Below are 25484 nucleotides of genomic sequence, written 5' to 3' on the forward strand. Positions count from 1 at the left end.
GCGTCTTCAGCGCGGGCCGGCGGCATCCATTGCCGCCGGTTCGCCGGCTGGCGGCCGCTCGGCCCCTGCGTTCACATGGCGCAGCCATTCGCGCCAGATCGCCACCAGCAGCGCCATCAGCACCGGACCGACGAAGAGGCCGACCAGGCCCATGGTCTTGACGCCGCCGACCAGGCCGAAGAAGGTCGGCAGAAAGGGCAGCTTGACCGGCCCGCCCACCAGGCGCGGGCGCAGCGTCTTGTCCACGATGAAGAGCTCGACCGTGCCCCACAGGAACAGCGCCAGCCCGGCCACCGGATTGCCCGAACCCACCAGGTAGAGCGACACCAGCGTGAAGGACAAGGGCGCGCCGCCCGGGATCAGTGCCATGAAGCCGGTGGCGGCGCCCAGCAGCACCGGCGAGGGCACGCCGGCGATCCAGTAGGCCACGCCCAGCACCACGCCTTCGCCGAGCGCGATCAGGCCCATGCCGGTGACGGTGGCACTGACGGTGGCCGGCACCACGCGCGAAAAGCGCTCCCAGCGCGCCGGCAGGATGCGCTCGCCGACCAGGTCGAGCTGCGCCACCACGTGGGCACCGTCCTTGTAGATGAAGAACAGCGTGATCAACATGAACAGCACGGTCAGCGCCAGATGGAAGATGTCGCCGGTGGCGGCCAGCACCACCCGGTAGATGTTGCCCAGGTGCTGGCCGCTCAACAGCTGCACCCAGTTGCCGAGCGCCTGCGGTTCGCCGAGGTGCTCCTGCCAGTAGCCGGCCAGGCGTTCGCCCACCAGCGGCAGCGCGCTCACCCACTGCGGCGGCGACATGCCGTTGCGGTTGGCGGCAAGCAACCAGTCGATGAAACCCTCCGCCTCACGGATCGCATACGTCGCTGCCAATGACAGCGGCACCACCAGCACCAGGATGACGGTGATCAGCGCCACGCTGGCCGCCACCGCGCTGCGCCCGCCGCAGCGTTGCAGCAGTCGCCGGTACAGTGGCCAGCTGGCAAAGCCGATGATGAGCGCGGCCAGCACGGGCAGGATGAAACCGCTGAAGAAATAGACCCCGGCGAGCAGGACCAGGATCAGCAGCCAGCGGGCGATGAGGTAGGCGGGAAAGATGGGCGACATGAACTTGAGGGCAGATCCAGTGGCCGCATGACACGGTCGAACGCCGGACTATACCGGCTTGCGATGTCCTGACGACCATCGCCGCAACATTCGGTTCAGCACCGCGGCACCGGCCGCTCAGGCCTGGGGATCGGGCCGGAAGCGGTAGTGGCCGGCAACCTCGGCGCGCGCGATCGCCCGCAGCGGCAGGCCACGCCAGCTCACCCCCTCGCCGGCCAGCACCGCCTCGACCTCCGCCGGCTCGCCATCGGCCAGCCGGCATTCACCGATGAAATCGGGCAGGTCGCGGTCGTCCACCAGGCCGATGCCGGCCTCGGTCAGCACCAGCACATTGCCCTCGTCGTCCACATGCACCGTCCGCGCGGCGCCGGCGTCGGCACCGGTATGGGTGGTGATGCGGCCGTCGGTCTGCAGCCGCAGCACCAGCGGCGTGTAGGCCAGACTGACGAAAACGCGCTGCGGCCCGTTCTGCACGAACCAGTCACCGCCGTCGCTGCGGTAGTTGTGGTTGAGGAAGGCAAGCAGGCCGCCGTGCTCCACCGGCTCGCCCCTCAGCCGCCAGCCGCCGCGCCGATCGAGCGACAGCCAGCCGTAGCAGGCGGGCACCTGGGGCCAGGGCGGCAGGATATCGGAGGTCGTCATGGTCTCAGGCCAGGTCGGCAAGTGGATGGGCGCCGTCGAAACGTGCCCGGAAATGATCGGCGACGTAATCTGCGGCCACCGCCGCGACGTTCTCATGCGCCCAGCGCGGCGAACGATCCTTGTCGATCAGCAGCGCACGCACGCCCTCGATGAAATCGGCGTGGTGAGTGCCGGCCACCGACACGACGTACTCCAGCCGGAACACCTCGGCCAGCGACAGGTGGCGGGCGCGCTGCCACAGCGCATGCGAGATCGCCGCCGAACCCGGCGCACCGCGCACGAAGGTGGTGGCGGCCGCGGCCAGCCAGGGATCGGCATCGTCGGCGAGCGCCGCGATGCGCGCGGCGATCTCGGCCAGGCTGCCGCGCCCGACCAGCGCCTCGATGCGGTCGAAATGGCTGCGCAGGGGCGACGTCGGCAGCCCCTCGCGCAACGCGAACTCGCCCAGCAGATGGTCGAGGCGAAGGCGGTTGGCGTCGGCGCCGTCGCCCCAGCGGGTGGCGCCGAGCGCGGCGATCACACCTGCCTTGGCGGCATGGTCGAGCACGAAGTCCGCCAGCCCGGCGAAGCGCGTGTCGGCGGCATTGAGCGGCGCCCCGGTCAGCGCCAGGAAGAGGCCGCCATGGCCGGGCACGCGCGGCAGGAACCAGCTGCCGCCGACATCCGGGTAGAGACCGATGGTGACTTCCGGCATCGCCAGCCGCGTCTGCAGCGTCGCCACCCGGTGCGAAGCACCCGCCAGCAGGCCGACGCCGCCGCCCATGACGATGCCGTGGCCCCAGCACAGGATGGGTTTGGGATAGGTGTGGATGCGGTAATCCAGCCGGTATTCGCGCTCGAAGAAGGCTTCCGCTTCCGGCGCCACGGTGCCGGCCGGCGCCGCCTTGATCGCGCGCCACAATGCGGCGACGTCGCCGCCGGCACAGAAGGCCTTGTCGCCGGCACCATCGAGCAGCACGCCCACGATGTCCGGATCGACCGCCCAGGCGTCGAGCCGGGGCGCCAGCAGATCTATCATCGGCAGCGACAGCGCGTTGAGCGAGCGCTCCGCGTTCAGCGTCGCATGGCCGAAGCGACGGCCGCAGGCGGTGGGGATTTCGCGCAACAGGACGGCGACACTCATCGTGACGGATTCCGTTTTCTCGTTCTCGGGGATGCCGCATTGTCGCCCAGAGCCGCTGCGCGGTGCACCGATAACGCGCTATCGTTCGCCCTGGCGCGGCCGCGCCGCCCCCATCCTCAACCGGAAACCAGCTTGAACACCTACGCCGTCATCGACTTCGAAACCACCGGCATGGCGCCGGAACACGGTGCCCGTCCGACCGAGATCGCGGTGGTGCTGGTCAAGGACGGCGCGGTCGTGGACCGCTACCAGAGCCTGATGAACGCCGGCGCCTTCGTGCCCTACGAGATCCAGGCGCTGACCGGCATCACCAATGCCATGGTGCGCGCCGCGCCGCCGGTGGCGCGGGTGATGGCGGAAGCGGCGGACTTCGTCGGACCGCATCCGCTGGTGGCGCACAACGCCGCCTTCGACCGCAAGTTCTGGGATGCCGAACTCGCCCGTCTGGGCCGCTGCCGCGAGGCCGATTTCGTCTGCTCGCTGCTGCTCGCCCGCCGCCTCTTCCCCGACGCGCCCAACCACAGGCTCGGCACCCTGGTCAGCACCCTGCGCCTGCCGGCCACCGGCCGCTACCACCGCGCGCTGGCCGACGCCGAAGCCACCGCCAACCTGTTCCTGCGCATCGGCGCCGAGCTGCGCCAACGCTACGCGCTCGCCGCGGTCGATCACGAACTGCTGCTGAAGATCCAGAAAACCGCGCGCAGTGCGCTCGACACCTGCATCGCCCGCCACCGCCAGGCCGCCTGAAAGCCGCCGGCTAGACAACCGCGGTGAAGAAGTCGGCGCCGAAGGCCGCCGCATCGCGCAAGCGCAGGCGGCCCTCGCCCAGCTCGAAATCCGCCGCGACCGTCAGCGGCCCGCCGATGTCGCGGGCGCAGTAGCTCATCAGGCTGATGCGCGCTATGCGCAGCTTCAGCGCCTCGACCTCGGCAAAGGCCTCGAGCCGCCGCAACACATCCGCGGCTGGCCAGCTGCCGGCATAGAGACCGACGGTGATATGCGGCGTGTAGGCGCCGTCCGGCCGGTTGATGTCGGCGACCGCCAGGCCGTGGCGCAGCCGCGCGATGCCGCCGTCGATGTCCGCCACGCTCAGGAAGGGCGCCGAGGTGAAGCTGGACAGACCGCCAATGGCGATCTCGAACGGCGCACAGCAGACACGGCGCAGACCGGCGAGCTGGGCAGCCAGCGCGGCCGGGCCGTAGTCGTCGCGCCGCCGCGGCTGCGCCTGCGGAAAGCCGCACAAGCCCAGCGTCACATGCGGCTGGCGACGGTAGCCGTCCAGTAACAGCCCGCCAAGATGACGGTCGGCCGCGGCCACCCGCTGCGCCACCGCCGGAATGTCCACATCCACCGCCCACAGCGCATAGCGCGGACGGCCGTCGTGCCATTCGACGAAGTCCTGTCGCAGGTTGCGCAGGGTGTGAGCGGCGCCGGCGAAGTGCGCACGCGCCGTCATCGACGCCCCCGCGGCCAGCAGGGGCAAGATGTGAAGCAGGCTGGAATCATGGCCGCATCTTAAGGTCGGGGCCCGCGACCAAGCACATGGCGAATCCCATTGTCCGTGACAGGGTTAATATGCTGCATCGCAATAAGGACTCCGCCATGACCGAGCTGACCGAACAACACATCGTCAACCTGGTGCACACCTTCTACGGCCGCGCCCGCCAGCACCCCAGCCTGGGGCCGCTGTTCAACGCCGCGGTGAGCGACTGGGACCACCACCTCGGCATCGTTGCCGACTTCTGGTCCAACAGCCTGCTGCACACCAATCGCTACAAGGGCCACGCCTTTCCGGTGCACATGAACCTGCCGATCAAGCGCGAACATTTCGGCCAGTGGTTGGAGCTGTTCCGCGAGGCTGCCAACGAGACCCTGCCGGAAGATGCGGCGCGCGCCGCCATCGGCCGCGCCGAATTCATGGCCGAGAGCTTTCGCGCCGGGCTGTTCGCGCTCGACCCGCCGAGCCCGCGTACGCCCGGCTGAGGCAGACCGGCGACGGTGACTCAGTCCTTCTTGCCCGCCGCGGCGCGCTCGTCCCGCGCCACCGCCTGCAGGTCGCGCAGATACCAGGCCGCGTAGGCGAAGCCGGCGACCGCCACCAGCGCAGTGAACACCAGCGTGCGGTCGAAGGGCAGGCCGGCGGCGAGGTTGGCCAGCACCACGTAGCCGAGATAGAGCGCGGCGACGAAGCCGCCGAGGATGCGGGTAAGGGCGAAGATCTTGCGCTGGCGCAGGGTCGGGGTGGCTTTGGGCATCGGACTTTCCACGAACGGTGATCGGCGCTGGCGCCGCGACAAGCGCGCAGTCTAGCGAATCGGCCGGCCGGAACGTCATGCATTGACAACATAAATTACGATCATCATCATTTATCCCCATCCAACCCGCCGAGCCGAAAACCATGCTGCGTGCCCTGAACCAACCCGGACTGTGGCTCATCACACTGTCGGCCGCCGGCATCCTGATGGTGACGATGGGCGTGCGCCAATCCACCGGCCTCTTCGTGTCGCCGCTCAACACAGCCACCGGCCTCGGCATCGCCTCGATCAGCTTCGCGCTGGCGATCGCGCAGTTCGCCTGGGGTGCGGTGCAACCGGTGGCCGGCGCGGTGGCCGACCGCTGGGGTCCGGCACCGGTGCTGGTCGGCGGCATCGTGCTGCTGGCGCTCGGCACCGCGCTCACCCCCTTCATGGACAGCAGCCTGGGGCTGATCTTCACGCTCGGCCTGCTGTCGGCCATCGGCTCGGGCGCCGGCAGCTTCTCGGTGCTGATCGGCGCCGCCGCCCAGCGCCTGCCGCTGGAAGCGCGCGGTGCGGCATCCGGCGTGGTCAATGCCGGCGGCTCCTTCGGCCAGTTCGTGTTCGCGCCCATCACCCAGAAGCTGATCCAGGGCGTGGGCTGGATGGGGGCGATGTGGGGGCTGGCGCTGCTCACCCTGGCGGCGCTGCCGCTGGTGAAGAAGCTGGTGCCGCCCGGCAGCCATCGCCACCATGCAGCCACCGACGGCGGGCTGCCGCAGATGCTGCGCCGCGCCGCTGGCGACCGCAGCTACTTTCTGCTGCATCTGGGCTTCTTCACTTGCGGCTTCCACATCGCCTTCCTGGTCACCCACCTGCCGGGCGAAGTGGCGCTGTGCGGCCTGCCGCCCGACGTGGCCAGCTGGTCGCTCGCCATCATCGGCCTGGCCAACATCGCCGGCAGCATCTACGCCGGCAGCTGCGTCGCGCGTTACCGCAGCAAGCACATCCTGTTCTGGATGTACGCCTCGCGTGCGGTGCTGGTGGCGCTCTACCTGATGGCGCCCAAGACCGCGCTCACCTTCTATCTGTTCGCCGCCGGACTGGGTTTCACCTGGCTGGCCACGGTGCCGCCCACCGCCGCCATCGTCGGCAAGCTGTTCGGCGTGCGCTACCTCGGCACCCTGTTCGGCCTCACCCTCCTGAGCCACCAGATCGGCGGCTTCCTCGGCGCCTGGCTGGGCGGCATCGCCATCACGGTGCGGGGCGACTACACATGGATGTGGTACGCCGACATCGCGCTCGCCGCCGCCGCCGCGGTGGTCAACCTGCCCATCCGCGAGGCGCCGGTCGGCACCGCCCCTGCCGCGGCCTGAAGCCGGCCCCGCACATCGACCAGGGAAAGAAACGGAAGCACCTGATTGCTTGGTAGAATCCGGCCATTCGGCGGCCGCTCCCGGTGTGGAGCGGCCGCCTCTCCACAACCCCGTTCATGGCCGTTCTTCCCTTGTCCTCCACGCCCTTTCCGCCCGAACTCCTGCGCGACGTCGACAAACGCCGTACCTTCGCCATCATTTCCCACCCCGACGCCGGCAAGACCACGCTGACCGAAAAGCTGCTGCTGTTCGGCGGCGCAATCCAGCTCGCCGGCACGGTGAAGGCACGCAAATCCGCCCGCCATGCCACCTCCGACTGGATGGAAGTCGAAAAGCAGCGCGGCATCTCGGTTACCAGTTCGGTGATGCAGTTCGAGTACCAGGGCCACACCATCAACCTGCTCGACACCCCGGGCCACGAGGACTTCTCCGAAGACACCTACCGCGTGCTCACCGCGGTGGACGCGGCGGTGATGGTGATCGACGCCGCCAAGGGCGTGGAAGCCCAGACCATCAAGCTGCTCGAGGTCTGCCGCCTGCGCAACACGCCCATCATCACCTTCGTGAACAAGATGGACCGCGAGGTGCGCGAACCCTTCGAGCTGCTCGCCGAGATCGAGGACGTGCTCAAGATCAGCTGCGCCCCGGTCACCTGGCCGATCGGCATGGGCAAGGCTTTCCGCGGCGTCTATCACCTGCTGCAGGACCAGGTGCTGACCTTCACCCCCGGTGAGGAACGCCGCACCGACGCCGAAGTGCTGTCCGGCATCGGGAACCCCGAACTCGACGCCCGCTACCCAATGGAAATCGGCCAGGTGCGCGACGACGTCGCCCTGCTCAACGACGCCTCGCCGCCCTTCGACCTCGACGAATTCCTCGCCGGCAAGCAGAGCCCGGTGTTCTTCGGTTCCGGTATCAACAACTTCGGCGTGCAGGAGATCCTGCAGGCGCTGATCGACTGGGCGCCGCCGCCGCAGCCGCGCGACGCCGGCAGCCGCATGGTGCAGCCCGCCGAGCCCGCCTTCACCGGTTTCGTGTTCAAGATCCAGGCCAACATGGACCCGAAGCACCGCGACCGCATCGCCTTCTTCCGCATCTGCTCCGGCCGCTACAGCTCGGGCATGAAGGTCAAGCACGTGCGCGCCGGCCGCGACATGAAGCTGGCCAATGCGCTCACCTTCATGGCCAATGAGCGGGTGCTGAAGGAAGACGGCGTCGCCGGCGACATCATCGGCATCCACAACCACGGTCAGCTGCAGATCGGCGACACCCTGACCGAGGGCGAAGTGCTCGGCTTCAAGGGCATTCCCTACTTCTCGCCGGAAATGTTCCGCGCTGCGCGTCTGCGCGACCCGCTCAAATCCAAGCAGTTGCAGAAGGGTTTGCAGGAGTTGGGCGAGGAAGGCGCGATCCAGGTGTTCGAGCAGGAAGGCGGGCAAATGCTGCTCGGCGCGGTCGGCCAGCTGCAGTTCGAGGTCGTCGCCCAGCGCCTCAAGGACGAGTACAAGGTCGATGCCATCTTCGAATCGGCCGACATCCACACCGCGCGCTGGCTGACCTTCCCCGATGAACTCACCCGCCGCAACTTCGAGCGCGAACAGGCCCTGCGCCTGGGCAAGGACGTCGATGGCAACGTGGTCTACCTCGCCAGCAGCCGCTACAACCTGGCGGTGACGATGGAAAAATGGCCCAAGGTGGGCTTTCACGCCACCCGCGAGCACGGCCAGGTGATCGGCTGACCCTGCCCGCATGAACGCCCCCGAGCACGCCGCCACCCACCGCATGGGCCGCATCATGGCCTGGCTGGCGGCGCTGGCGCTGCTCGGCGTGCTGTGGCTGTTCTTCGAAGGCCAGCTGGAACGCCGCAACAATCCCAACCGCGGCCTTGTCGCCACGCCCGGCTCGGCCACCGAGCTGGTGCTCAAGCGCAACCGCGCCGGCCATTACGTGGCGCCGGGCACCATCAACGGCCAGCCCGTCACCTTCCTGCTCGACACCGGCGCCACCCAGGTGTCGGTACCCGCCCGGCTCGGCGCCGAACTCGGCTTGCGCGCCGGCACGCCGGCGCAGGTCTCCACCGCCAACGGCAGCGTCACCGTGCGGCTGACGGTGATAGACGAACTCGGCCTCGGGCCCTTCCTCGCCCGCCAGGTGCGCGGCCATCTCAACCCCGGCATGGACCACGACGACCAGATCCTGCTCGGCATGAGCGTGCTCAAGCACCTCGAATTCACCCAGCGCGGCGACACCCTCGTCCTGCGCGCGCCAGCGCCCTGATCAGCCGCCGCGCCGCAGCGTGGCGATGAAGGCCTCCACCGCCGCGGTATAGGCCCCGGGCTCGCCCAATCGACGGTTGATCTCGCCGTGCGACAGCGGCTGCCGCAATACCTCCGCACGCCCGCCCAGGCTGCCGACCCGGCTGGCGAAGCGGTCGGCCTGTGCGCACGCCAGCGCGCGCCGGCTGGAACACACCAGCAGCAACGGCCGCGTCGTCCCGGCAACCCGGTGATAGGGCGAAACCGCCCGCCACGCTGCCGGGTCCTGCCCGAATGCGCGGTCGTACAAGGACGGGTGCGGCGCCTCCATGATGCCCGGCAGGTCCAGCGCCGCGCTGTCGAGCGCGATCGTGCCCAGCCAGGGCTGCGCACCGGCGTCGCGGGCGAAGGCCGGATCCGCCGCCAGCAGCGCCACCAGATGGGCTCCAGCGGAATGACCCATCAGCACGACAGCTGCCGGATCTCCGCCCCAGGACGGTGCCAGCGCCTGCGCCCGGGCCAGCGCCGCGGCAAGGTCGCGCGCCTGCTCCAGCGGCGCCGTGGCAGGCAACAGCCGGTAGTTGACCGACACCAGGATGTAGCCGCGCGGCAGCCAGTGAGCGAGCTTGTTCGCCACCACGGCCGACATCGCCTTGTCGCCGACCCGCCAGCCGCCACCATGCACCATGACCAGCAGCGGCGCCCGGCCCGAACCCAGCCCCGGCGGCAGATAGACATCCATGCGCTGACGTGCGTCTTCGCCATAGGGCAGTTCGCGCAACAGGCGTACCCCCGCCGGGAGGGCAGGCATCGCACCGGCTCCGCCACCCTGATCCGCGGCCGTGCGGGCTTCCATCAGCCTGTCGAGCAGCGGACCGGCCACCGCGGCCGGCGGCGACAAGCCGGCCAGCCCCATGCCGACCAGCACCGTGCCGCATCGCAGGCGGCGCCAGGATCTTCCCGCAGGCTTCATTCGCCCCTTCCTCATGTGCTGAAAAACAGCTTTTCACCCGGTTGAAAAGCTGTGGCCAGGCCGAGGGACGAACTGTGGACAACTCGTCCCGTCATCCACCGACCGAATTTCATCAACAATCCGTCCCGGCTTTCCCTGCGCTTTGTACACCGACTTTCAGGACGTCCAATACGCTGACAGAAAAGGAAAAAATCGACTTGTCCACAGAAACGGGCCGTACATGATCTTTATGATTGTTTACTTTTATAAAACTTGTGTACACCCAAAAGCAGGGCGCCGCAGCCAGACTGCAGCGCCCCCGGCCGTCAGAAAGGGGGATCGTCTGCAGCAAGGGCAGCAGCCGGTGTTGCCGCGAAGGCGGTCATCGCCGGTGCCACTTCCGGTACTGCCTGCTCGCCCCCCAGTGCCTCGACCACGGCCGGCAACAGCTTCTGCAGTTCGCCGGTCATCAGCGCAAATTCCGCGTTGAAGACCGCGATCGCGTCCTCGCCCTGACCGTCGATCTGGTCGCGCACGACGTCGAGGAAGTCCAGCCGCTTGATCTCCAGCTTTTCGGTCAGCATGAAGCTGACGCGGTCGTCGAAGGTCATCGCCAGCCGCGTCGGCAGCTTGCCGGCTTCCAGATGGCCCTTGACCTCGTCGCCCTCGAGGGTGTGGCGCACGTAGCGCACCGCCGCCTTTTCCTCGGTGACCGAGCGCAGTTCGCAATCCTGGTCGATGGTGAAACCGGCCGGCGCTTCGCCGCCGGCCAGCCAGTCGGCCATCGCCGAGGTCGGCGAACGTTCGGTGCGCAGGATGGCCAGCGGGAAACTGTCCAGCGTCTGGCGCAGGAATTCGAGCACGTCTTCGGCGCGGGCCGGGCTGGAGGCATCGACCACCAGCCAGCCGCCCACCGGGTCGATCCAGGCATGGACGCGACGACGGCGGCTGAAGGCGCGCGGCAGCAGCTCCTGCTGGATCTGCTCGCGCAGATCCTTCAGCTGCTTGCGGCCGAGCTTGTAGCCCTGCTGCTCGGCGATTTCCTCGGCGCGCTCGTCGGCGACCTCCTTGACCACCGACGAGGGCAGCAGCTTGGCCTCGACACCGAGCGCGATCAGCCACTGGCCGCCGACCTGGTGCACCAGGACGTCGTCAGCGGTGGGCGAGACCCAGCCACGGCTCTCCATATCCTGGCTGCCGCAGGGCTGGAAACGCTTCTTCGCCAGTTGCTCCTCCAGCCGTTCGAGGCCAATGTCCCAGCCGGCGGGAACGCGATAGATCTGCAGATTCTTGAACCACATGATGTTTTTTCCTGAGGTGAACGAAAAGCGCCCGCGGCCTGGGCCACGGGCGCAGGGATGGAAAGGCTTATTGCAGACGCCCGGATTCGGCGATCATGCGGATGACCTTGAGGGTGTCCAGATCGGACTGATGGTAGGCCGAACGCACGATGTCGGCATAGGTGGCGTCCTCGCTGCCGGTCGTTTCGGACAGGCTGGTGGTGTAGACGAAACGCAGGAAGAGGGCGCCGGCCTGCGGTTCCTCGATGCGTATCGTCAGACTGCCGCCGGCATGTTCGGCGGTCGCTTCCGATTCGAAGCTGATCCACTCGAGTTCGCGGAAGCGCACGCGGTCGCGGATCACCGCCTGGCCGAAATGCAGGTCGCGCACCAGCTCGGTGTCGGTGCGCTCGATGATGCGGCAGGCTTCCAGGCCGGGCAGGAAGGGGCGGGCGTCCTCGGCGCGGCACAGCAGGCCGAACCAGAGTTCCTCGCGCGTCAGCAGGTTGGCGTTGGGGTCGGCGAGGTCGTTGACCTCGACCAGGTGTTCGAATCTCAAAGGCGTCTCCCTTGCCAGTCGGGCCCGCAGTTTACCCCGAGCGGCGATCCGTCCGCAGCGCCCCGTCCGCCATCCGGGATACCATGCCGGCCATGCAGATCGAACGACTTCTCCACGCTCAGGGATTCGGCAGCCGCAAGGAATGCCGTGCCCTCATCCGTGCCGGCTACATCAGCGTTGCCGGCGTCCCTTGCGAAAATCCCGCGGCCGAATTCGACCCGGGCAGCACCGACGGCCGCCCCGGTCTCGAATTCAGCGTCGACGGCCAGCCCTGGCGGTTCCGTGCGCAGGCCTACCTGATGCTGCACAAGCCGGCCGGCTACGAGTGTTCGCACAAGCCGACCTTCCACCCCTCGATATTCCGCCTGCTGCCGCCGCAGATGCTGACGCGCGGCGTGCAGTGCATAGGCCGGCTCGACCAGGACACCACAGGCCTACTGCTGCTGTCGGACGACGGCCAGTTCATCCACCAGTGGAGCTCGGGCAAGAAGCGCACGCCCAAGGTCTATGAGGTGACGCTCAAGCATGCGGCCAGCGCCGAACTCATCGCCGCCTTGCTCGCCGGGGTGGAATTGCACGACGAACCTGAACCCATCGCGGCAGCCGCCTGCGTGGCCACCGGCAGTCACACTCTGGATCTCACCATCTGCGAAGGCAAGTACCACCAGGTGAAGCGCATGGTCGCGGCTGCCGGCAATCGCGTCGAGGCGCTGCATCGCAGCCGTGTCGGTGGCCTGGCGTTGGATCCGGCACTGGCGTCGGGCGAATGGCGCTGGCTCGAAGCCGAGGACCTTGCGCGGCTGGCCGATTTTCCGCCCGAGGGCAGTTGAAGAGTTGAAGTCCTGCCTCGCCGGATGTGATTTGGGGCTGCGGCTGTTGAGGGTTTTGTTTTTTAGTTTTTTTAATAATTAAAGAAACAAAGAAGTAAACAGTGCCCCGAAATCTGTGGATAAGCCGGATGAGCCCTGTGCTCGCGCAGGATTCAGTGTCTGATAAACAGGTTGATAAACCCGGTCGACAGCTGTGCATGGAATGTCCATGCTTTTTCATCGGTTGGTGTTTTTCCCTTTTGTCCACATCCTTTCCCCGTTTCGTCCCCTGACTTGCCCACGTCAATGAAGCCCGCCGCCGCCGTTTCCCGTCCCGATTGGGAGATCTTCTGCAAGGTTGTGGATAACTATGGGGATATCGGCGTCTGCTGGCGACTTGCCCGCGCGCTGGCCGCCGGGGCAGGCTTTTCGGTGAGGCTGTGGGTGGACGACTGGGCGGCCTTCGCCCGCCTCTGTCCGGACCTCGCCGGCGCGGACGGCGAGGTCTGCCGCGGCGGGATAGAAGTCCGGCGATGGACGGATCCCCTTCCTGAAGTCGAACCGGCGGCGGTGGTGATCGAAGCCTTCGCCTGCGACCTGCCGGACGTGCACCTGCGGGCGATGGCGGCGCAGCCGCTGGCGCCGGTGTGGATCAACCTCGAATACCTGTCGGCCGAGGGTTGGGTGGCCGGCTGTCACCGGCTGGCCTCGCCCCATCCGGCATTGCCGCTGGTGAAGCACTTCTTCTTCCCCGGCTTCGATGCCGATACCGGCGGCCTGATACGCGAAACCGGCCTGCTGGCCGAGCGCGACGCCTTCCGCGCAGGCGATGGCCGCGCGGCCTGGTTCGCCGCTCAGGGTATGGCGCTGCCGTCGCCCGACACCCTGGTGGTGTCGCTGTTCGCCTACGAGCAGCCGGCGCTGGCCGAACTGGTGGCGGCCTGGGCGCAGGGCGAACGGCCGGTGTTGCTGCTGGTGCCGGAGGGCCGGGTGCTGGGCGACCTGGCCGCCGCGGTCGGGATGGATGGGCTGGCGCCGGGCGCGCGACTGCAACGCGGGCAGCTCGCGCTCGCGGTGCTGCCCTTCACCGACCAGGCCGGCTACGACCGCCTGCTGTGGGCCTGCGATCTCAACTTCGTGCGCGGCGAGGATTCCTTCGTGCGGGCGCAGTGGGCGGCTCACCCTTTCGTCTGGCAGATCTACCTGCAGGACGGCGACGCCCATGTCGACAAGCTCGATGCCTTCGTCGCGCGCTGGTGCGCAGGACTGGAAGCGCCGGCGGCCGCGGCATTGCGCCGTTTCTGGTCGGCCTGGAACGGCGCTGGCGGGATCGCCGCGGCCTGGCCGGATTTCGCTGCCGTGCTGCCGGCGCTTGCTGCCCATGCCCGCGACTGGTGCGGACGCCTCGCTGCGCAGGACGATCTCGTGATGCGCCTGACGCAATTCTGCAACCACATCCGCGCCGTTAAGCGGTAGAATCGCGCGCTTAAATTTTTGTGGACCAGCGGCCTTCGGTCGCACCCTCCCGTTCAGGAAACAGCATGAAAACCGCACAGGAACTCCGCTCCGGCAACGTCATCATGGTCGGCAGCGACCCGCTGGTGGTCCAGAAGGCCGAATACAACAAGTCCGGCCGCAACGCTGCGGTCGTGAAGATGAAGCTCAAGAACCTGCTCACCGGCGCGCCGTCCGAATCGGTGTACAAGGCCGACGACAAGTTCGAAGTCGTGCAGCTCGATCGCAAGGAAGTGACCTACTCCTACTTCGCCGATCCGATGTACGTGTTCATGGACGCCGACTACGAGCAGTTCGAGGTCGAAGCCGATAACATGACCGACGCGCTCAAGTACCTTGAAGACGGCCTGCAGTGCGAAGTGGTGTTCTACAACGGCAAGGCGATCTCGGTCGAACTGCCGACCACCGTGGTGCGCGAAGTGGTCTACACCGAACCCGCAGTCAAGGGCGACACCTCCGGCAAGGTCATGAAGCCGGCCAAGATCACCACCGGTTTCGAGCTGCCGGTGCCGGCCTTCGTGGAAATCGGCGACAAGATCGAAATCGACACCCGTACCGACGAGTACAAGAACCGCGTCAAGTAAGTCGCGCGCGTTCGCAAGCCAGGGGGCCCCATGCGGGCCCCTTTGTTTTCCGATTGTTGCTGGCGGGATCCGTACGGCGTGTTCAAAGGTCCGAAGTCCCACCTTCACGATCCCTGCCCAAACCCCATGCCGCATCGCCTTTCCTTTCCCACCGGAGCCCTTTCGATGAAACCCGTGCTGGTCGCACTGGCTGCCCTGACCCTTGCTGTCGCCGGCTGTGGGGCCGAGACATCCGCCGAGAAGGCCGAGCGTTCCGCCGCCGAAGCAGCGGCAGCAGCCAAGGAAGCGCTCGACAAGGCCGGCGTGGCGGTGCAGAAAGCGGGCGAGGCCGGCAAGGCTGCGCTGGAAGCAGTCGAGGAAAGCACCCGTGCCGGCACCGACAGCGGCAGCGAGAAGCTCGGCGAACTCACGGAGGCGACCGGCGAGGGTGCGCGCGATGCCCAGGAAGCCGCCGAACTCGCCGCCCGCCGCATTGCCGACGCCACGCGCGAGGCGGCGCAGAAGCTGAAGGAAGTCGGCAAGGATGCGGTCGAGTCGGTACGTAACAAGGGGCCCGAGGGCGCCGGCAACTGAAGCTTCGGCGCGTCGGCGGCCGCTGCCACCGATGCGATGACGTGTGTTGCCACAAGACTTCGGCATAGGTCGAAGTCTGACGGAGCGGTGGCCGAACCGCCCTACAATGACGCCTTTCCGGCCCCTCCCCGCAGCCCGTCATGTCTGATCCCAAAGACAGCATCCGCATCCGCGGTGCGCGTCAGAACAACCTGCGCAACCTCTCGCTCGACCTGCCGCTCAACCGTCTGACCGTGGTGACCGGCGTGTCCGGCTCCGGCAAGTCCTCGCTGGTGTTCGACACCCTCTACGCCGAGGGTCAGCGCCGCTACGTCGAGACCTTCTCGCCCTACGCGCGCCAGTTCCTCGACCGCATGGACAAGCCGCAGGTGGACCGGATCGAGGGCGTGCCGCCGGCGATCGCGATCGACCAGACCAATCCGGTACGCACCTCGCGCTCCACCGTCGGCACCATGACCGAGCTGGCGGACCACTTCAAGCTGCTCTACGCCCGCGCGGCGCATCTCCACTGCCGCCAGTGCGGCGAGCCGGTACGGCGCGACACGCCGGCCAGCATTGCTGCCGACCTCGCCCGCCGTACGGCAGAGACTGGCGACCCGCGCCTGGTGGTGTGCTTTCCGGTGACGGTGCCGAAGAACTTCAGCGAAGAAGAAGTCACTGTGCTGCTCAATGCCCAGGGCTATACACGCATCCAGCAACGTATCGAAGCCAGCGACGGCGATGTGCTGCAGGTGGTGCAGGACCGCTTCCGGCTGGCCAATGTCGAACCGGCGCGCCTGGCCGAGGCGCTGGAAACCGCGCTGCAGCGCGGCCATGGCCGGCTAGCGGTGTTTGCTTCGGGCGACACGGTCGAAGGCGGCAAAGCGGTGTGGCGCTATTCCAGCGACCTCCACTGCGCGCCCTGCGACATCCACTATTCCGATCCGACGCCTTCGCTGTTCTCCTTCAACTCGCCGATCGGCGCCTGCGATACCTGCCGCGGCTTCGGCCGGGTGATCGGCGTCGATTTCGGCCTGGTGATCCCGGACGAATCGAAGACCCTGGCCGACGGGGCGATCAAGCCCTGGCAGACCCAGAGCTTCCGCGAGTGCCAGGACGATCTGGTGAAGATGGCAAAGAAGCAGGGCGTGGCGATGGACGTGCCCTTCCGCGACCTGCCGCCGGAACACCGCCGCTGGGTGCTGGAAGGCGACGACAAGTGGAAGAGCTGGGATGCCTCCTGGCCGCGCTACTTCTACGGCGTGCGCCACTTCTTCGAGTGGCTGGAGACCAAGGCCTACAAGATGCACATCAGGGTGCTGCTGTCGCGCTACCGCAGCTACACCGAATGCCCGGCCTGCCACGGCGCCCGCCTCAAGCCGGAAGCCCTGCTGTGGCGGCTGCCGACTACCGGGGACGGTCTACCTATCCACAGCTTGTTCAACCTGCCTGTGGATAAAGTGCGGGCGCTGATTGCCGCGCTGGACCTGCCCGGTCTCACCGACGAGGCTACCGAGCTGGTGCTGGGCGAGATCCGCAGCCGGCTCGACTATCTCGCCGACGTCGGCCTCGGCTATCTGACCCTGGACCGCCAGTCGCGCACCCTGTCGGGCGGCGAGGTGCAGCGCATCAACCTGACCACCGCGCTCGGCACCTCGCTGGTGAATACCCTGTTCGTCCTCGACGAACCCTCCATCGGCCTGCATCCGCGAGACATCGGCCGCATCCTGGGCGTGATGACGCGGTTGCGCGATGCCGGCAACACCCTGGTGGTGGTCGAGCACGATCCGCAGGTAATGGTCGCGGCCGACGAGTTGCTGGAGATCGGTCCGGGTCCGGGCGAACGCGGCGGCAACATCGTCGCCCGCGGCACCCCGGCCGAGATCGCCGCCGACCCGGCCTCGGTCACCGGACCGTGGCTGGCCGGCCGCAAGGCCATCGACGTGTCGCGGCCGCCACGGCCGGTGGACGCGAACACGCCGCGGCTCAGGCTGGTCGGCGCCCGCCAGCACAACCTCAAGCGCATCGACGTGGCCTTTCCGCTGCAGCGCCTGGTTTGTCTCACCGGCGTGTCCGGCTCGGGCAAGTCCACCCTGATACAGGACGTGCTCTACCCGGCGCTGGCGAAGCACTTCGGCGAAGCGGCCGACACCCCGGGCAGTTTCGATCGCCTCGAAGCTGTGGATAAGTTGCGCGGCGTGGTCATGGTGGACCAGTCGCCCATCGGCAAGAGTTCGCGCTCCAACCCGGTCAGCTACGTCGGCGCCTGGGATCCGATCCGCAACCTGTTCGCCGGCCTGCCCGAGGCCGCACAGCGTGGCTACACCCCCGGTACCTTCAGCTTCAACTCGGGCAATGGCCGTTGCCCGACCTGCACCGGCTCGGGTTTCGAGCATGTGGAAATGCAGTTCCTGTCCGATGTCTGGCTGCGCTGCCCGGACTGCGAAGGCAAGCGCTACCGGCCGGAAGTGCTTGAATTGCAATGGCGAGGGCATTCCGTCGCCGACGTGCTGGAGATGACGGTCCGCGAGGCGCTGAGCTTCTTCGCCGACCAGCCCAAGGTGCTGGCGGCGCTCGCGCCGCTGGCCGACGTCGGCCTCGACTACCTGCGTCTCGGCCAGCCGGTGCCGACGCTGTCGGGCGGCGAAGCCCAGCGCCTGAAGCTCGCCGGCCATCTCGCCGAGGCGGCACAGAAGAAGTCCGGACGCAAGTCCAAGGCTGTGGATAAAAATGTTGACAATGCCGTGGACAACATCGAGCCCGGCCTGCTTTTCCTCTTCGACGAGCCCACCACCGGCCTGCATTTCGAGGATGTCGCCACCCTGCTCGGCGCCTTCGGCAAGCTGCTGGAAGCCGGTCACTCGCTGGTCGTCATCGAGCACAACCTCGACGTGATCGCCGCCGCCGACTGGATCGTCGACCTCGGCCCGGAAGGCGGCGACGGCGGCGGCGAGATCGTGGTGGCCGGTCCGCCCGCCGTCGTGCGTGCGCACGTCGGCTCGCACACCGGTCAGGCGCTGCGCGAGTATGCCGCGGCGCTGGAGGAAACCCGCCGCGCAGCAGTGCCCAAGGCGGCGGAAAAGCGCGTCGAATACCGCGCGCTGGCAGCGCCGGCAATCGAGATCCGCCACGCCCGCGAGCACAACCTGAAGAACGTCAGCCTGCAGATCCCGCGCGACCAGTTCACCGTCATCACCGGTCTGTCGGGCTCGGGCAAGTCCACGCTGGCCTTCGACATCGTCTTCGGCGAGGGCCAGCGCCGCTACCTCGAATCGCTCAACGCCTACGCCCGCCAGTTCGTGCAGCCGGCCAGCCGGCCGGACGTCGACGGTCTGTTCGGCATTCCGCCGACGGTGGCGATCGAGCAGCGCACCAGCCGCGGCGGGCGCAAGAGCACGGTGGCCACGCTGACCGAGATCCATCCCTTCCTGCGCCTGCTCTACGTCAAGCTCGGCACCCAGTACTGCCCCACCTGCGACGTGCCGGTGACGCCGCAGAGCTTCGAGGCCATCGTCGCCCAACTGATGCGCGACTACCGCGGCGCGTCCATCGAAGTGCTGGCGCCGCTGATCGTGAATCGCAAGGGCCTCTACACCGATCTCGCCAAATGGGCGCGCGGCAAGGGTTACGCGCAGCTGCGGGTCGATGGCGAATACCTGCCGACCGCCAAGTGGCCGCGGCTGGACCGCTACAAGGAACACAACATCGAGCTGCCGGTGGGCATGGTGGTGGTCGGGCCGGACAACGAAGCCACGCTGCGCACGCAGGTCGGCGAGGCGCTTGAGCACGGCAAGGGCGTACTCAAGGTGATCGAGCTCGGCAAGCTCGGTGCCACGCCCGTCACCTTCTCCACGCTGCGCGCCTGCCCGAGCTGCGGCACCGGCTTCCCCGAACCCGATCCGCGGCTGTTCTCCTACAACGCCAAGCACGGCTGGTGTCCGAGCTGTTTCGGCACCGGGCTGAAGGTGGCGGGCAAGGTGGAGGACCCGGATGCGCTCGACCTCGGCGACGCGGAGGAAACCATCGCCGGCGACGAACCCTGCCCGAGCTGCGAGGGCGCGCGCCTCAACCCGGTGGCGCGCGCGGTGCGTTTCCGCGAGCGTGGCCTGCACCAGCTCGCCGCGCTGGCTGTGGATAAGGCTGTGGATTTCTTCGGTGCGCTGGAACTGGCGCCGCGCGAGACCGACATCGCCCGCGACCTCGTCACCGAGATCCGCGGCCGGCTCGACTTCCTGCAGCACGTCGGCCTGGGCTACCTGGCGCTCGACCGCGCCGCACCCACGCTGTCGGGCGGCGAGGCCCAGCGCATCCGGCTCGCAGCCCAGCTCGGCTCCAACCTGCGCGGCGTCTGCTACATCCTCGACGAACCCACCATCGGCCTGCATCCGCGCGACAACCACTTGCTGCTCGGCACGCTCGAAGCGCTGCGCGACCGCGGCAACACCCTGCTGGTGGTCGAGCACGACGAGGACACCATCCGCCGCGCCGACCACGTCATCGATCTCGGTCCCGGTGCCGGTGTGCGCGGCGGCCGCGTCGTCGCCGAGGGCCGGCTGGCGGAACTGATGGCGGCACCCGAATCGGCCACCGGCGCCTGCTTCCGTGCGCCGCTGCAGCATCCGATGCGGCCGCGGCGCGCGGTGGCGGCGGATCACCCGGTGATCCGGGTCAAGGGTGCCAATCTGCACAACCTGCGCGATGTCGCGGTGCGCATTCCGCTGGCGCGGCTGACGGTGGTGACCGGCGTGTCCGGTTCGGGCAAGTCCTCGCTCGCGCGCGACGTCATCCACGCCAACCTGCGCGGCCTGCTCGGCGATCCGGATGCGGTGCGCGCGCGTCGGCGGGGCAAGGCGCAGCCCGAGGACAGCACGCACAGCCTGGTCGGCTGCCGCAGCCTCGACGGCTGGCAGCAGGTCGGTCGAGTGCTGGAGGTGGACCAGACCCCGATAGGCAAGACGCCGCGCTCCTGCCCGGCCACCTATGTCGGCTTCTGGGATGCGATCCGCAAGCTCTTCGCCGATACCTTCGATGCCCGCACCCACGGCTGGAACGGCTCGCGCTTCTCCTTCAACACCGGTGCCGGCCGCTGCCCGGTGTGTGAAGGCCAGGGCCAGACCACGGTGGAGATGAGTTTCCTGCCCGACGTGAAGACGCCATGCGAGGCCTGCGGCGGTGCCCGCTTCAACCCGGAAACCCTGTCGGTGCGATGGCGCGGCAAGACGGTCGCCGAGGTACTGGCGATGCCGGTGGACGAAGCTGTGGATTTCTTCGCTGCCCATCCCGCCATCGCCCACCCGCTGCAGCTGCTGCAGGACGTCGGTCTCGGCTACCTGACCCTGGGCCAGCCCAGCCCGACCTTGTCCGGCGGCGAGGCGCAGCGCATCAAGCTGGTTACCGAGCTGGCCAAGGTCAGGAATCGCGCCGGCGATCCGGTGAACACCGGCGGCATGCCGCAGCCGGCCGATAAGCACAGCCTCTACGTGCTGGACGAACCCACCGTCGGTCTGCACATGGCGGATGTAGACAAGCTGATCCGCGTGCTGCACCGCCTCACCGATGCCGGCCACACCGTGCTGGTGATCGAGCACGATCTCGACGTGATGGCCGAGGCCGACTGGCTGATCGATCTCGGGCCGGAAGGCGGCGACGGCGGCGGCATGGTGGTGGCCGAAGGGCCGCCGGAAACGGCGATGGCGACGCCGGTGTCGCACACGGGGCGCCATCTGGGCGAATTTCTGGCGACCCGTTGCTGCACTGCGGAAACTAATCCGGCCTGAGCCGGTCTTTGCACACGTTTGCCTTAGCGCGCAGGGAATCAAGAATGAACAAGAAGCTGATCCGGGTGTGGGACGTTCCCACCCGGCTTTTTCACTGGCTGCTGCTGGTGCTGGTCGTCGCCGCCTTCGTCACGGGGCTGATCGGCGGCAATCTCATCGTCTGGCATGGCTGGCTGGGTATCGCGATCTCGGGCCTGCTGGCCTTCCGCCTGGTGTGGGGGCTGGTCGGATCGACCTACGCCCGCTTTGCCCACTTCGTGCCCGGCCCCGGCCGCGTCTTCGCCTACCTGCGCGGCCAGTGGCGCGGCGTCGGTCATAACCCGCTGGGCGCCCTGTCGGTGCTGGCCCTGCTTGCGGTGCTCATTTTTCAGGTAGCGAGCGGTCTGGTGTCGAACGACGACATCGCCTTTACCGGCCCGCTGGCAGCGTTGGTGTCGGATGAAGTCAGCGCCTGGCTGACCGGCCTGCACCGCCAGAACATGTGGGTCATTCTTGGCCTGGTGGCGCTGCATCTGGCCGCCATCCTGTTCTACGTGCATGCCAGGAAGGACAATCTGGTGAAGCCGATGATCACCGGCGTCAAGGAGGTGGCCGATGCCGACGTCAAGCCGGCCGAGGGCGGCGGCCTGTTGTCCTTCGTGCTGGCGCTGGCCGTCGCCGCCGCCGTGGTGTGGGTGGCGACCGGTGGCCTGTTGCCACCGCCTCCGCCACCGGCGCCGGCCGAAGCTGCTCCGGCCTGGTAAGTCGCCGCGCGACCCAAAAGAAAACCGCCCCTCGAGGCGGTTTTCCTTTTCAGCGCGACCTGCCGCTCATTCGGCGCGATACTGGTCGTGACAGGCCTTGCAGGTCTTGCCCAGGTCGCCGAAGGCGACCTTGACCGCGGCCGCATCGCCGTCCGCAGCGACCTTGGCGAGGTTGTTGGCGGCCTTGTTGAAATCGATCGCGACCTTGGTCACGCCTTCCTTGTCGCTGAAGAATTCCGGCTTGACGCGGGTCTTCTGCGCGCCGACGTCCTTTTCGGTACCCGGACCGTAGAGCGCGCCCATGCCGGAGTTGGCGATGCCGGCGATGGCGTTGGCGGCGGCGGCGACCTGATCCTTGTTGTAGCTGCCGTCCAGATTGGTCTTGATCTTGCCCATGTTCCAGCTCATGAAGCTGTAACCGGCCTTGCGGTACTTGATCTGGTCTTCCGGCTTGACCTGGGCGGAGGCGGTGGTGGCGAGCGCCAGGGCAAGGATGCCGAAGGCGGCGTGGGCGAGTGACTTCTTCATGTGTTCCTCGTGGGTTGATGGATGAAGCGGGTGGAAATATTCGTACTGGATTATCAGGTCAGTCGATCGGAATAGTACGAATCCCGTCTGCGACAGTTGCAGCGCAGCAATGGTTCAAATCCTGCTTTGAAGACGTGCCGCGAAGGCGGCAAGGGAAACCGCCGGCACCGTTTGCCGGCGTTAAAGGCGGATGCTTCGCGGCCGTAGATAGACTTGAAGCGACCGTAGCAAAACAGGCCCGCAGCGGCGGGCAGGAGAATACGACATGGGCCGACTGGCCAATACCCCGATCTGGGTGCGTCTGACCGGAGCGATCTGGCTGATGCTGGTGCTTGCCTGGGGCAGCATGATCGCCTGGGAAACGCGGGTGAATCGCAACATCGCCATCGAACAGGCCAAGGACTTCGCCCGTTCGGTCAATGAAATGACCATGGCCGGCCTGACCGGCATGATGATCACCGGCACGGTGGCGCAGCGTGATGTCTTCCTCGACCAGATCAAGGAGCTGTCGGCGGTGCGCGACCTCCAGGTGATACGCGGCGAGGCGGTGAGCAAGCTCTATGGCCCGGGCAGCGGTGCCGGCCTGACCCTGGATGCTGCCGAGCGCGAGGTGCTGGCCGGCGGCGAGCCGGTGATGCGGGTCGAGCACGACGAGCGCAACGGCGAGCATCTGCGGGTGGTGATCGCCGCGCAGGCATCGAAGAACTACCTCGGCAAGGACTGCATCCTGTGTCACCAGGTGGCGGAAGGTACCCCGCTGGGCGCGGTGAGCATGCGCATCTCGCTCGACAAGGTGAATGCCGCGGTGGACAGTTTCCGCAACCAGAGCATCCTGTTCGCGCTGCTGGTGTCGCTGCCGCTGCTCGGCTTCGTGTTCCTGTTCATCCGCCGCTTCGTCACCCGGCCGCTGGCGCATCTGGCCGAAGGTCTGGCCGAGATCGCGCAGGGCGGGGGCGATCTGACCCGCCGCCTCGACAGCGCCGGCGACGACGAGATCGGCCGCACCGCCGGCATGTTCAACCGCATGCTGGCAACCATTGCCGGGCTGGTGCGCCAGGTCGGCGAGTCCGCGGCGGCGGTGACCGCTTCGGCCGGCGGACTGGCCAAGGGCGCAGCGCGGGTGGCGGAAAGTTCGCACCGGCAGAACGACCGCTCGCTGTCGGCCGCAGGCGAAGTCGAGGCGCTGACCGACAACATCGCCCATATCGCCACCAGCGCCGAGAGCGTGCGCGAACGCTCGCGCGACAGCCTGGCGCGTTCGCAGGAAGGTCAGCGCAGCCTGGCCCAGCTGATCGGCGAGGTCGGCCAGGTCGAAGGCGCCGTGCAGCACATGGCGACGGCGGTCGGTGCCTTCGTGCAATCGACCACCGCGATCACCCGCATGACGCAGGAAGTGCGCGAGATCGCCGAGCAGACCAATCTGCTGGCGCTCAACGCGGCAATCGAGGCGGCGCGCGCAGGCGAGCAGGGCCGCGGCTTTGCCGTGGTGGCGGACGAGGTGCGCAAGCTGGCCGAGAAGTCGGCCCATTCGGCCGGCGGTATCGATGCCATCACCCGCGAGATCGGCGAGCAGTCGGTGTCGGTGCAGGAGGCCATCGCACGCGGGCTGGATCACCTGGAATCGAGCCGGCACGCTGCCGACAAGGTGTCGCAGGTGCTGGAGGCAGCCAATGCCGCGGTCAGCGAGGTGGGCGAGGGCCTGGACCGGATCGCCGGCGCCACCGGCGAGCAGCGCCGTTCCAGCGAATCGGTGAGCGCCAGCATCGAGGCCATCGCCGCGATGGCGCGTGACAACAATGCCGCGATCGAAGGCACCGTGAGTGCAGCGCGCGAGCTGGAACAGCTTGCCGCGCGGCTGCAGGATTCGGTGTCGCGCTTTAGCGTCTGAACCTGGCGGGCGCGCGGCAGGACGTCGCCGCCCGCGCCGGCCCTAGTCGAGCCGCACCGGCACGAAGATGCGCGAGCCGCCGCGCTGCACCAGCAGCGCGAAGCGGTTGCCGGCGCGCTCCAGCAACTGGCGGAACTGGGCGACGTTGCTTACCGGCTGGTTGTTGATCGCCAGGATGATGTCGCCGCGTTCCAGTCCGGCCTTGGCCGCCGGGCCGTTGGCGCTTTCCACCACCAGGCCGCCGGCAAGGCCGAGCTGTGTGGCTTCCTGGCTTGAGAGCGGACGGGCGGTTAGGCCCAGCTTGCCGCCGGCACTCTCGCCACGGCCGGGACGCGCAGCGGCGCTTGCGTCGCCGCTCAGTTCGTCCAGCGTGGCGCTGACTTCGCGGCTGCGGCCATCGCGCCATACTTCCAGCTTGACCCGCGTGCCTGGACGCCGGTCGCCGATGAGGCGCGGCAGGTCGGCAGAATCGTTGATGCGGGTGCCGTCGACCGACAGCACCACGTCGCCGGTCTTGATGCCGGCCTTTTCGGCTGCACTTTCGGCCTCGACGTTGGCCACCAGCGCACCGCGTGCATCGGGCAGGCCGAAAGACTGGGCCAGCTCCTTGTCCACGTTCTGGATGGCGATGCCGAGGCGCCCGCGCTGCACCCGGCCGTGGGTGACGAGCTGGTCCTTGACCTTCATCGCGACGTCGATCGGGATGGCGAAGGAAATCCCCATGAAGCCGCCGGAGCGGGAATAGATCTGCGAATTGATGCCGATTACCTCGCCGCCGAGGTTGAACAGCGGGCCGCCGGAGTTGCCCGGATTGATGGCGACGTCGGTCTGGAGGAAGGGCACGTAGTTCTCGTCGGGCAGGCGGCGCGCCTTGGCCGAGATGATGCCGGCGGTCACCGAGTGGTCGAAGCCGAAGGGCGAACCCACCGCGACTACCCATTCGCCGACGCGGGCGCGTTCGGCATCGCCGATCTTGACGGTGGGCAGGCCGCGGGCGTCGATCTTGATCACGGCGATGTCGGTGCGCTTGTCGGTGCCCACCACCTTGGCCTTGAACTCGCGCTTGTCGATCAGCGTTACGGTGACTTCGGCGCCGGCTTCACCGACCACGTGGGCATTGGTCAGCACATAGCCGTCGGCGCTGACGATGAAGCCCGAACCGATGCCGCGGCTGATGCGCGGGCCGCCACCGCCCTGGCCCGGCATGTCGGGTGTCGGCACGCCGAAACGACGCAGGAAGTCGTAGAAGGGGTCGTTGGCGAAGGGGCTGTCGCCGCTGGATTGTTGTTGCTGGACGACGCTGATGTTGACCACCGCCGGGCCGACCTGCTCGACCAGGTCGCCGAAGTCGGGCAGGCCGTAGCGGTTGGCGCTGACCGGCGGGTTGCTGTCACCGAACAGGGCGGCGTTCGAGGTCGACACCACCGTCCCTTCGGGCAGGCTGGCGGCAAGGGCAATCAACAGGGTACTGGCGGCAAGCAGCGGGCGCATGGGGGAAATCCTGGTGCGTTAGCGGGGTTGTCGGGCTTGGTTCAAGGGTATCAGTGCGGT

The 25484-nt window shown here is 67.8% G+C and carries 22 protein-coding genes; 12 read left to right on the forward strand and 10 right to left on the reverse strand.

All coding sequences use genetic code 11. From position 1 onward, the window contains the following. Positions 1 to 6: 6 nt before the first annotated feature. From CJ010_RS00380 to CJ010_RS00390, 3 genes are all read right to left on the reverse strand, one after another. A complete protein-coding gene (locus CJ010_RS00380) occupies positions 7 to 1116 on the reverse strand; it encodes an AI-2E family transporter (RefSeq protein ID WP_141016193.1) in 1110 nt (369 codons plus the stop codon). A 117-nt stretch (positions 1117 to 1233) separates the two neighbouring features. Further along, positions 1234 to 1758, reverse strand: coding sequence for a DUF2946 family protein (locus CJ010_RS00385; protein ID WP_141016194.1), 525 nt, complete (start codon positions 1756 to 1758; stop codon positions 1234 to 1236). A 4-nt stretch (positions 1759 to 1762) separates the two neighbouring features. Beyond that, a complete protein-coding gene (locus CJ010_RS00390) occupies positions 1763 to 2881 on the reverse strand; it encodes an enoyl-CoA hydratase/isomerase family protein (protein ID WP_141016195.1) in 1119 nt (372 codons plus the stop codon). 132 nt (positions 2882 to 3013) lie between these two features. Here CJ010_RS00390 and CJ010_RS00395 point away from each other — a divergent pair, with 132 nt between their 5' ends. Beyond that, positions 3014 to 3628 carry a PolC-type DNA polymerase III gene (locus CJ010_RS00395; protein WP_141016196.1) on the forward strand — a complete coding sequence of 205 codons (615 nt, stop codon included), beginning with the start codon at positions 3014 to 3016 and terminating at the stop codon, positions 3626 to 3628. Positions 3629 to 3638: 10 nt separating this feature from the next. Here CJ010_RS00395 and CJ010_RS00400 read toward each other — a convergent pair whose 3' ends face one another. Beyond that, complete coding sequence (locus CJ010_RS00400) at positions 3639 to 4337, reverse strand: 2'-5' RNA ligase family protein (RefSeq protein WP_141016197.1); 699 nt, start codon at positions 4335 to 4337, stop codon at positions 3639 to 3641. A gap of 146 nt (positions 4338 to 4483) precedes the next feature. Here CJ010_RS00400 and CJ010_RS00405 point away from each other — a divergent pair, with 146 nt between their 5' ends. After that, complete coding sequence (locus tag CJ010_RS00405) at positions 4484 to 4864, forward strand: group III truncated hemoglobin (protein ID WP_141016198.1); 381 nt, start codon at positions 4484 to 4486, stop codon at positions 4862 to 4864. A gap of 20 nt (positions 4865 to 4884) precedes the next feature. Here CJ010_RS00405 and CJ010_RS00410 read toward each other — a convergent pair whose 3' ends face one another. Further along, complete coding sequence (locus CJ010_RS00410) at positions 4885 to 5136, reverse strand: hypothetical protein (RefSeq protein ID WP_141016199.1); 252 nt, start codon at positions 5134 to 5136, stop codon at positions 4885 to 4887. 143 nt (positions 5137 to 5279) lie between these two features. Here CJ010_RS00410 and CJ010_RS00415 point away from each other — a divergent pair, with 143 nt between their 5' ends. The 3 genes from CJ010_RS00415 to CJ010_RS00425 all read left to right on the forward strand — a co-directional run bounded on the left by CJ010_RS00415 (position 5280) and on the right by CJ010_RS00425 (position 8768). Further along, positions 5280 to 6491 carry an MFS transporter gene (locus CJ010_RS00415; RefSeq protein ID WP_141016200.1) on the forward strand — a complete coding sequence of 404 codons (1212 nt, stop codon included), beginning with the start codon at positions 5280 to 5282 and terminating at the stop codon, positions 6489 to 6491. Between the two features lie 116 nt (positions 6492 to 6607). Then, a complete protein-coding gene (locus tag CJ010_RS00420; protein WP_205754861.1) occupies positions 6608 to 8230 on the forward strand; it encodes a peptide chain release factor 3 in 1623 nt (540 codons plus the stop codon). Between the two features lie 10 nt (positions 8231 to 8240). Beyond that, on the forward strand, positions 8241 to 8768 hold the full coding sequence (locus CJ010_RS00425) for a TIGR02281 family clan AA aspartic protease (protein ID WP_141016201.1): 528 nt from the start codon (positions 8241 to 8243) through the stop codon (positions 8766 to 8768). Here CJ010_RS00425 and CJ010_RS00430 read toward each other — a convergent pair whose 3' ends face one another. The 3 genes from CJ010_RS00430 to CJ010_RS00440 form a co-directional block, all read right to left on the reverse strand. Next, positions 8769 to 9719 (reverse strand): alpha/beta hydrolase, encoded by a 951-nt coding sequence (locus CJ010_RS00430; protein ID WP_240794467.1) that lies wholly within the window; start codon positions 9717 to 9719, stop codon positions 8769 to 8771. Positions 9720 to 10024: 305 nt separating this feature from the next. After that, entirely contained in the window at positions 10025 to 10999 is a 975-nt protein-coding gene (locus tag CJ010_RS00435) for a recombination-associated protein RdgC (RefSeq protein ID WP_141016202.1), read from the reverse strand. 67 nt (positions 11000 to 11066) lie between these two features. Next, a complete protein-coding gene (locus CJ010_RS00440) occupies positions 11067 to 11537 on the reverse strand; it encodes an SRPBCC family protein (protein ID WP_141016203.1) in 471 nt (156 codons plus the stop codon). Between the two features lie 83 nt (positions 11538 to 11620). Between CJ010_RS00440 and CJ010_RS00445 the strand changes: the two genes are divergently transcribed. From CJ010_RS00445 to CJ010_RS00470, 6 genes are all read left to right on the forward strand, one after another. Continuing rightward, a complete protein-coding gene (locus tag CJ010_RS00445) occupies positions 11621 to 12367 on the forward strand; it encodes a 16S rRNA pseudouridine(516) synthase (RefSeq protein ID WP_141016204.1) in 747 nt (248 codons plus the stop codon). 285 nt (positions 12368 to 12652) lie between these two features. Then, positions 12653 to 13822 (forward strand): elongation factor P maturation arginine rhamnosyltransferase EarP, encoded by a 1170-nt coding sequence (gene earP / locus CJ010_RS00450; protein ID WP_141016205.1) that lies wholly within the window; start codon positions 12653 to 12655, stop codon positions 13820 to 13822. 65 nt (positions 13823 to 13887) lie between these two features. Next, on the forward strand, positions 13888 to 14445 hold the full coding sequence (gene efp / locus CJ010_RS00455) for an elongation factor P (protein WP_141016206.1): 558 nt from the start codon (positions 13888 to 13890) through the stop codon (positions 14443 to 14445). Between the two features lie 165 nt (positions 14446 to 14610). Continuing rightward, complete coding sequence (locus CJ010_RS00460; protein ID WP_141016207.1) at positions 14611 to 15018, forward strand: hypothetical protein; 408 nt, start codon at positions 14611 to 14613, stop codon at positions 15016 to 15018. 140 nt (positions 15019 to 15158) lie between these two features. Further along, positions 15159 to 20774 (forward strand): excinuclease ABC subunit UvrA, encoded by a 5616-nt coding sequence (gene uvrA / locus CJ010_RS00465; RefSeq protein ID WP_141016208.1) that lies wholly within the window; start codon positions 15159 to 15161, stop codon positions 20772 to 20774. A gap of 44 nt (positions 20775 to 20818) precedes the next feature. Continuing rightward, a complete protein-coding gene (locus tag CJ010_RS00470) occupies positions 20819 to 21517 on the forward strand; it encodes a cytochrome b/b6 domain-containing protein (protein ID WP_141016209.1) in 699 nt (232 codons plus the stop codon). A 66-nt stretch (positions 21518 to 21583) separates the two neighbouring features. On the opposite strand, the gene CJ010_RS00475 is transcribed toward CJ010_RS00470, so the two are convergent. Beyond that, positions 21584 to 22045: a cytochrome c gene (locus CJ010_RS00475; RefSeq protein WP_141016210.1), complete on the reverse strand. Its 462-nt coding sequence runs from the start codon at positions 22043 to 22045 to the stop codon at positions 21584 to 21586. A 265-nt stretch (positions 22046 to 22310) separates the two neighbouring features. Here CJ010_RS00475 and CJ010_RS00480 point away from each other — a divergent pair, with 265 nt between their 5' ends. Then, complete coding sequence (locus tag CJ010_RS00480) at positions 22311 to 23933, forward strand: methyl-accepting chemotaxis protein (RefSeq protein WP_141016211.1); 1623 nt, start codon at positions 22311 to 22313, stop codon at positions 23931 to 23933. A 42-nt stretch (positions 23934 to 23975) separates the two neighbouring features. On the opposite strand, the gene CJ010_RS00485 is transcribed toward CJ010_RS00480, so the two are convergent. Continuing rightward, on the reverse strand, positions 23976 to 25424 hold the full coding sequence (locus tag CJ010_RS00485; RefSeq protein WP_141016212.1) for a DegQ family serine endoprotease: 1449 nt from the start codon (positions 25422 to 25424) through the stop codon (positions 23976 to 23978). Between the last annotated feature and the right edge of the window lie 60 nt (positions 25425 to 25484).

It is taken from the genome of Azoarcus sp. DD4, assembly GCF_006496635.1.
Lineage (GTDB): Bacteria > Pseudomonadota > Gammaproteobacteria > Burkholderiales > Rhodocyclaceae > Azoarcus.